This is a genomic window from Nonomuraea longispora (genome assembly GCF_004348345.1).
In the GTDB taxonomy this organism is placed as follows: Bacteria; Actinomycetota; Actinomycetes; order Streptosporangiales; family Streptosporangiaceae; genus Nonomuraea; species Nonomuraea longispora.
The window spans coordinates 46897-53642 of the sequence record NZ_SMJZ01000029.1 but is presented as its reverse complement, the minus strand read 5'-3'; the positions used below and the strand labels follow the sequence as shown (position 1 = coordinate 53642).

Sequence of the window (6746 nt, the reverse complement as noted above, 5' to 3'; positions counted from 1 at the left end):
CCGCAGGACCAGTCTCCCTACGGCCCGCCCCCGGAGCAGCAGTCGCCCTTCGGTCCGCCGCAGGACCAGCCCCCCTACGGTCATCCCCACGACCAGCAGTCGCCCTTCGGCCCGCCGCAGGACCAGCCGCCGCACCTGCAGGAGCCGCAGCAGCAGTTCCCCTCCTACGACGAGCCCGCGCATCCGGGCAACGGCGCCGAGCAGCAGGCCGGCCAGCACATGGGGCCGCCCGACCACTACGACCAGCCCGGTCCGCCCCCGCCCGGCCCGCAGGAGCACTACGACCAGCCAGGCCCGCCCCAGCAGCAGGAGCAGCAGGGCGACCACGGCGACCGGCCGCTGGTCTACGGGGTCGACTGCAAGAACGACCACTTCAACGACCCCCGCGTGCCCTACTGCGCCGTCTGCGGCATCGCCCTGGTCCAGCGCACCCTGGTTCCCTACAAAGGGCCGCGGCCCTCGCTGGGGGTCCTCGTCCTCGACGACGGCACGGCGCTGCCTCTGGAGAGCGACTACCTCCTCGGCCGCGACCCGGAACGCGCGCCGGAGGTGGCCGGCGGCAACGCCAGGCCGGCCAAGGTCACCAGTCCCGACGGCTCGGTCTCGCGCCGCCATCTGCGGGTGGCGCTGGACGGCTGGGACGTCAACCTGGTGGATCTCGGCTCGGTCAACGGCACGCAGATCCAGCCGCCCGGTGATCCCAACTTCTACGACATCCCGCCCAACGAGCCCGTCACCATCGCGCCGGGAACGACCGTCCGGGTGGGTGTGTCCCGCACGCTCCGCTTCGAGGCCCACCGGGGCTGACGGACGCCTCGATCGCCGGACGCCCGCGCCCTCGCCGAGGGCGCGGGCGTCCGGCGTGTACGGCGGATCGGCGGCCACGCCGGGCATTCCGGCCGCGAAGCACAGGTTTATAGCGCTATATACGGGAAAAGTGTCGCTCTGGCCAAAAGTCGGGAAAAGGCGAAGGATCTTCACGGGTTAGCGGGCCGGAGAAGCCGCCGTGGCACCGTTTCCCGCCCTCATTGGGTCCGGAACCGGTCGTCCGTAACCTCGGGATAGCCCCTGCGCGATAAGAGGGCCGACCGCCGCTGGACCGGCCGGAAAGACCGCACCCGCGCATCATCACGCCCGGGTCCGCGAGCCACCGCGCACGCGCAGCGGATCGCCCGGCGGGGCGTGCACGTGGATCGAGCAGGCGTGCCGGCGCAGCACGTCCACCTGGACAATCGCGCGTTCGCGGTGCCCGCGACGGCCGCGGCCGCACGTGCCAGCCGGCCGGTCAGGTTCGCCGTCTCCAGGCAGGAGAACACGGCGATGAGCTCGCGCATGGCGACGTCGGCGCGGTCGTAAGGGATCGCGGTGCCCCTCGGGGGAGAGGGTCGCGTGATCGCGTACCCCGATCACGCGACCCTCACGTGCGGGTGCCCTGACTATCGCCCTGGACGACCCCCTTGACCAGCCCTCGACAGGAAATCAGGATGTCCCGCCGACGGGCACGGCCGGCCGCAGGCGGGCCCACGCCACGTCGTCGGCCCACGTGCCGTCCGGCTGAGGGAACAGCTGACGGTGCACGCCCTCCCGGCCGAACCCGGCGCGCTCCAGCACCGCCTGCGAGGCCGTGTTGCCCGCCTCGGTGCCCGCCACGATCCGGTGCAGGGGCGTGCTGGCGAACGCCCAGTCCACCAGCAGCCGCACCGCGCGCGTCATGAGCCCCTTCCTCCGGTACTCCGGCGCCAACGAGTAGCCGATCATCGCCTGCCCCAATGCCGGGACCACCTGCGTCAGCTGCACGTGCCCCGCGAACGCCCGCGAGGCCGCGTCCCTGACCGCCAGCTCGACGCGCTGCCCCGACACCCACCAGTAGCCGGTGTAGCGGCAGCGCCGCTGGTTCTCCTCCAGCGTGGCCGGCGGCTCCACGGAGTAGGCCGCCACGCTCGGCTCGGCCATCATCCGGTGGAAGTCCGTGGCGTCCTCGGCGGCCAGCGGCTCCAGCGCCACGACCCCGTCGGTGAGCTTCCCGCCGTCGAAGAGCGGGAGGTACGGCTCCGCCACCATGACGTCGCCGGGCAGCCGGGCGAACGTGACGAAGTCGGCGTACCGGCCGTCGCGCAGCCGCTTGGCGTCGCGCCTGCGCCCCTCCTCACGAAAACCCGCTTTGTACGCCACCCGCAGGCTCGCCACGTTCTCCACCTCGGTCTGCAGCTCCACCCGGCGCACCCCGTGGTCGAACAGCCAGTCGGTGACCGCCCTGGCCGCCGTGGCCGCGACGTTCCTGCCCCGGGCCCACGGCGCCACCAGGTAGCCGATCCCGGTCACGCCCCAGCGGTCCGGCGGCGTGACGCCGATGGAGCCGGCGTAGCGGCCGTTCTCGGTGATCGCGAACTCCGCGCCGCCTTCCCGCCACGTCGCCGCGACCCTGCCGAGGTGGTCGCGCGCGTCCTCGGCTCGGTAAGGGGAGGGCAGCAGCGGCAGGAACCTGGCCGACACCGGGTCGTCGCAGGTCATGACGATCGCCTCGGTGTCCGGCTCCGCGGGCGGCCGCAGGATCAGGGAACCGGTGGAGATCACGTCGGGCGGGAGCATCCCCCATACTTATCGCGCGTCCTGACCCGCTCGAAAGCCCTATAACCTTGCCGCCATGGGTTTCCGCAGGCATGGGCCTTTCCAGGTGGGGGATCAGGTGCAGCTCACCGACCCCAAGAACAAGCGCCACACGATCACGCTCAAGGAGGACGGCGTCTTCCACACCCACAAGGGCGCCATCCCGCACAGCGATCTGATCGGGCAGCCTGAAGGTTCGGTCGTGCGCTCCTCGGGCGGCACCGCCTACCTCGCCTTCCGCCACCTGCTGCAGGACTACACGCTGGCCATGCCGCGCGGCGCGGCCGTCATCTACCCGAAAGACGCCTCCATGATCGTCGGCATGGCCGACGTCTTCCCCGGCGCCCGGGTCGTCGAGGCGGGCGCCGGCTCCGGGGCGCTGACCTGCTTCCTGCTGCGCGCGGTCGGCCCCGAGGGCCACGTGACGTCGTACGAGCGGCGCGAGGAGTTCGCCGACGTGGCGCGCAAGAACGTCGAGAAGTTCTACGGCGGCCCCATGGAGGGCAACTGGCGCCTGGTCACCGGCGACCTGGTGGCCTCCATCGACGAGGTCGACGTCGACCGCGTGATTCTCGACATGCTCGCTCCCTGGGAGTGCGTCGACGCGGCGGCCAAGGCGCTCACGCCGGGCGGCGTGATCTGCTGCTACGTCGCCACGACGACCCAGTTGTCCAAGACGGTCGAGTCCATTCGCGATCATGGGTGTTTCACCGAGCCACATGCGTGGGAGACCCTGGTTCGCGACTGGCACGTCGAAGGGCTCGCGGTGAGGCCGGATCACCGGATGATCGGCCACACCGGGTTCCTCGTCACCGCCCGCCGCATGGCCGACGGCGTGACCCCGCCGCCGCGCCGTCGACGACCGAAGGGAACGACTGAAGAACTATGACAATTTGGCCACGAGGGTGCGTTGGTGCGTGACACGGGAACAGAAGGCCGTGTTCATATGCTGGGAGTATTAAACGCACTATTGGGGATTAATCACCGAATACTGAATGTCACACGACGAACACTGCCCGGCCAGGTTACGGAGGGGCCCGAGATAGGTAAGGTCCTTAGTAGTCGCCCTCGACTGGGAAGGAGGTGACGGGGCGTGGCAGCTCGCGATGATGCTGAGGCTCGAGCCGCGCAGCGCGAACGGGAGGTCGCTGATCTTTCAACACAGGTCTCCTTCCTCCAGGAGGAGATCACCGCGCTGAGGCGGAAGCTGGCCGAGTCACCCCGTCAGGCCAGGGTCCTCGAAGAGCGTCTCCATGAGGCACAGGCCAATCTGGCGGCCGTGACCGGCCAGAACGAACGCCTGGTGGCCACACTCAAGGAGGCCAGGGACCAGATCGTCGCCCTCAAGGAGGAGGTCGACCGGCTGGCGCAGCCGCCATCCGGCTTCGGCACCTTCCTGGAGGCCCGAGAAGACGGCACGATCGAGGTGTTCACCGGAGGTCGCAAGCTCCGGGTGAACGTCAGCCCCGCCGTCGATGTCACTTCGCTGCGGCGTGGCCAGGAGGTCATGCTCAACGAGGCGCTCAACGTGGTCGAAGCCCTCGGCTACGAAGAGGTCGGCGAGATCGTGATGCTCAAAGAACTGCTCGACGAGGGACAGCGGGCCCTGGTCATCTCGCACGCCGACGAAGAGCGCGTCGTGCGACTGGCCGAGTCGCTGGTCGGCCAGCCCATCAGGGCGGGCGACTCGCTCCTGCTCGAACCTCGTTCCGGCTACGTCTACGAGCGCATACCCAAGTCCGAAGTCGAAGAGCTCGTGCTCGAAGAGGTCCCCGACATCTCCTACGAGGAGATCGGCGGCCTCATGCGGCAGATCGAGCAGATCAGGGACGCGATCGAGCTGCCCTACCTGCACGCCGACCTGTTCCGCGAGCACAAACTCCGTCCCCCGAAGGGCGTGCTGCTGTACGGCCCGCCCGGTTGCGGCAAGACGCTCATCGCCAAGGCCGTCGCCAACTCCCTGGCCAAGCAGGTCGCGGAGAAGACCGGCCAGTCCGGCAAGAGCTTCTTCCTCAACATCAAGGGCCCGGAGCTGCTCAACAAGTACGTCGGTGAGACCGAGCGGCACATCCGCCTCGTCTTCCAGCGAGCCCGCGAGAAGGCCTCAGAGGGCACCCCGGTGATCGTGTTCTTCGACGAGATGGACTCGATCTTCCGCACCCGAGGCTCGGGCGTGTCCTCCGACGTCGAGAACACCATCGTCCCTCAACTGCTGTCGGAGATCGACGGCGTCGAGGGCCTGGAGAACGTCATCGTCATCGGCGCCTCCAACCGCGAGGACATGATCGACCCGGCGATCCTGCGGCCCGGCCGCCTGGACGTCAAGATCAAGATCGAGCGGCCGGACGCCGAGGCGGCCAAGGACATCTTCTCGAAATACCTCATCTCTGACCTGCCTCTGCATCCCGATGACCTGGCGGAGCACTCCGGCTCCCGTGGGGCCACCATCCAGGGCATGATCCAGAGCGTCGTCGAGCGCATGTACACCGAGAGCGAGGAGAACCGCTTCCTTGAGGTGACCTACGCCAACGGCGACAAGGAGGTCCTCTACTTCAAGGACTTCAACTCCGGCGCGATGATCCAGAACATCGTCGACCGGGGCAAGAAGATGGCCATCAAGCAGTTCCTCGAATCCGGCCAGAAGGGCCTGCGGGTGCAGCACCTGCTCACGGCCTGCGTGGACGAGTTCTCCGAGAACGAAGACCTGCCCAACACCACCAACCCCGACGACTGGGCCCGCATCTCCGGCAAGAAGGGCGAGCGGATCGTCTACATCCGCACGCTGGTCTCCGGCAAGCAGGGCACCGAAGCCGGCCGGTCCATCGACACCGTCGCCAACACCGGCCAGTACCTGTAACACCCCTTGATCGGGAGGGCCGCGCGGAGGACCGCGCGGCCCTCCCGCATCTGCGGCCGCTCCGGCGAGGGGATCGGCCGGAGCCGTCGAGGCGGGTCTCCTGCCGGTGAAAAGCGCGGGCCCCACCTAGCATGGCGATCGTGGAGTACCTCAACCCCGCACGCGCCCCGTACACCGACCAGGATCGCGCGCTCATCGGAGCCGGGCACGCCCGCCAGGCGCGCGCCCGTTTCGCCGGGCGGAGCGATTACCGGCCGACGCCCGTCCACACCGTCCGCGGGCTCGCGGGTACGGCCGCCGTGCACATCAAGGACGAGAGCCTGCGCATGGGGCTGGGCAGCTTCAAGGCGCTCGGCGGCGCCTACGCCGTGCGCCTGATGGCCGATCGCGAGCCGGAAGGGCCTCCGTTCGTGTGCGCCAGCGCCGGCAACCACGGCATATCGGTGGCCGCCGGAGCGGCGGAGGCCGGGGTGCCGTGCGTGATCTATCTGAGCGAGGACGTACCCTCGGCGTTCGAGCGACGGCTGCGCGCGCTGGGCGCGGAGGTGCGGCGCAGCGGCCGCCACTACGACGACAGCATGGCCGCCGCGCTCCGCGCCGCCGAGGAGCACGGGTGGCGCCTGGTCTCCGACAGTTCGTGGGAGGGCTACACCGCCGTCCCGCTGGACGTCATGCGCGGCTACACGGTCCTGTTCGACGAACTCTCCGACCCCGGCGCGCTGCGGTTCTCTGCGGAACCCGCCGAACCTCAGACGATCGGGGGCTCCGATCACGGCCCCGTGAACGGCCCGGCCGGGGCCCTGGAGGCGCCGACGCACGTGTTCGTGCAGGCGGGGGTGGGCGGGCTGGCCGCCGCTGCGGCGGCGTACGTACGCGACCGCTGGGGCGAGCGGCCCAAGGTCGTGGTCGTCGAGCCAGAGGGGGCGCCCTGCCTGCTGGAGAGCGCCCGCGCGGGCAAGCCCGTCCGTGTCACGGGTGGGCACACCACGCTCGGCCGGCTCGACTGCCTCGAACCCTCCCTCCTGGCCCACCGCCTGCTGTCCCACCTCGCCGACCTCTACATGACGATCACCGACGAGCAGGCGGACGCCGCGGTACGGCTCCTGTCCGGGCACGGGGTGGCCCTGTCGCCGTGCGGCGCCGCCGGGGCCGCCGGGCTGCTCGAACTCGGCGACGCCTCCCGCGACGCGCTCGGCGTCGGCGACCGCTCACACGTGTTGCTCGTGGGAACAGAGGGACCGGTGGAACCGAAATGATCGACACCTACGTCAAAGGGGCGTGC

6 protein-coding genes are annotated in these 6746 nt (G+C 69.9%); 5 read left to right on the top strand and 1 reads right to left on the bottom strand.

What is annotated here, in order from left to right; all coding sequences use genetic code 11:
- Nucleotides 1-807: FHA domain-containing protein (locus E1267_RS46250; RefSeq protein WP_246063714.1), on the top strand; the 807-nt coding region annotated here is incomplete at its 5' end.
- 381 nt (nucleotides 808-1188) lie between these two features.
- Nucleotides 1189-1356: a hypothetical protein gene (locus tag E1267_RS44210; RefSeq protein WP_165959551.1), complete on the top strand. Its 168-nt coding sequence runs from the start codon at nucleotides 1189-1191 to the stop codon at nucleotides 1354-1356.
- A gap of 123 nt (nucleotides 1357-1479) precedes the next feature.
- Here the strand turns inward: E1267_RS44210 and E1267_RS10745 are convergent, their stop codons facing one another.
- A complete protein-coding gene (locus E1267_RS10745; protein WP_132332272.1) occupies nucleotides 1480-2589 on the bottom strand; it encodes a GNAT family N-acetyltransferase in 1110 nt (369 codons plus the stop codon).
- 55 nt (nucleotides 2590-2644) lie between these two features.
- Here E1267_RS10745 and E1267_RS10740 point away from each other — a divergent pair, with 55 nt between their 5' ends.
- The 3 genes from E1267_RS10740 to E1267_RS10730 all read left to right on the top strand — a co-directional run bounded on the left by E1267_RS10740 (nucleotide 2645) and on the right by E1267_RS10730 (nucleotide 6720).
- Nucleotides 2645-3496 carry a tRNA (adenine-N1)-methyltransferase gene (locus E1267_RS10740; protein WP_132332271.1) on the top strand — a complete coding sequence of 284 codons (852 nt, stop codon included), beginning with the start codon at nucleotides 2645-2647 and terminating at the stop codon, nucleotides 3494-3496.
- A gap of 204 nt (nucleotides 3497-3700) precedes the next feature.
- Nucleotides 3701-5464, top strand: a complete 1764-nt coding sequence (arc, locus tag E1267_RS10735) for a proteasome ATPase (protein ID WP_132332270.1) — start codon at nucleotides 3701-3703, stop codon at nucleotides 5462-5464.
- A 140-nt stretch (nucleotides 5465-5604) separates the two neighbouring features.
- Complete coding sequence (locus E1267_RS10730) at nucleotides 5605-6720, top strand: pyridoxal-phosphate dependent enzyme (RefSeq protein ID WP_220449413.1); 1116 nt, start codon at nucleotides 5605-5607, stop codon at nucleotides 6718-6720.
- Nucleotides 6721-6746 lie beyond the last annotated feature (26 nt).

Excerpts from the sequence above, each read along its gene's own strand:
- E1267_RS10740 (WP_132332271.1), top strand. The coding sequence starts at position 2,645 with ATGGGTTTCCGCAGGCATGGGCCTTTCCAGGTGGGGGATCAGGTGCAG.
- E1267_RS10745 (WP_132332272.1), bottom strand. The coding sequence starts at position 2,589 with ATGCTCCCGCCCGACGTGATCTCCACCGGTTCCCTGATCCTGCGGCCG.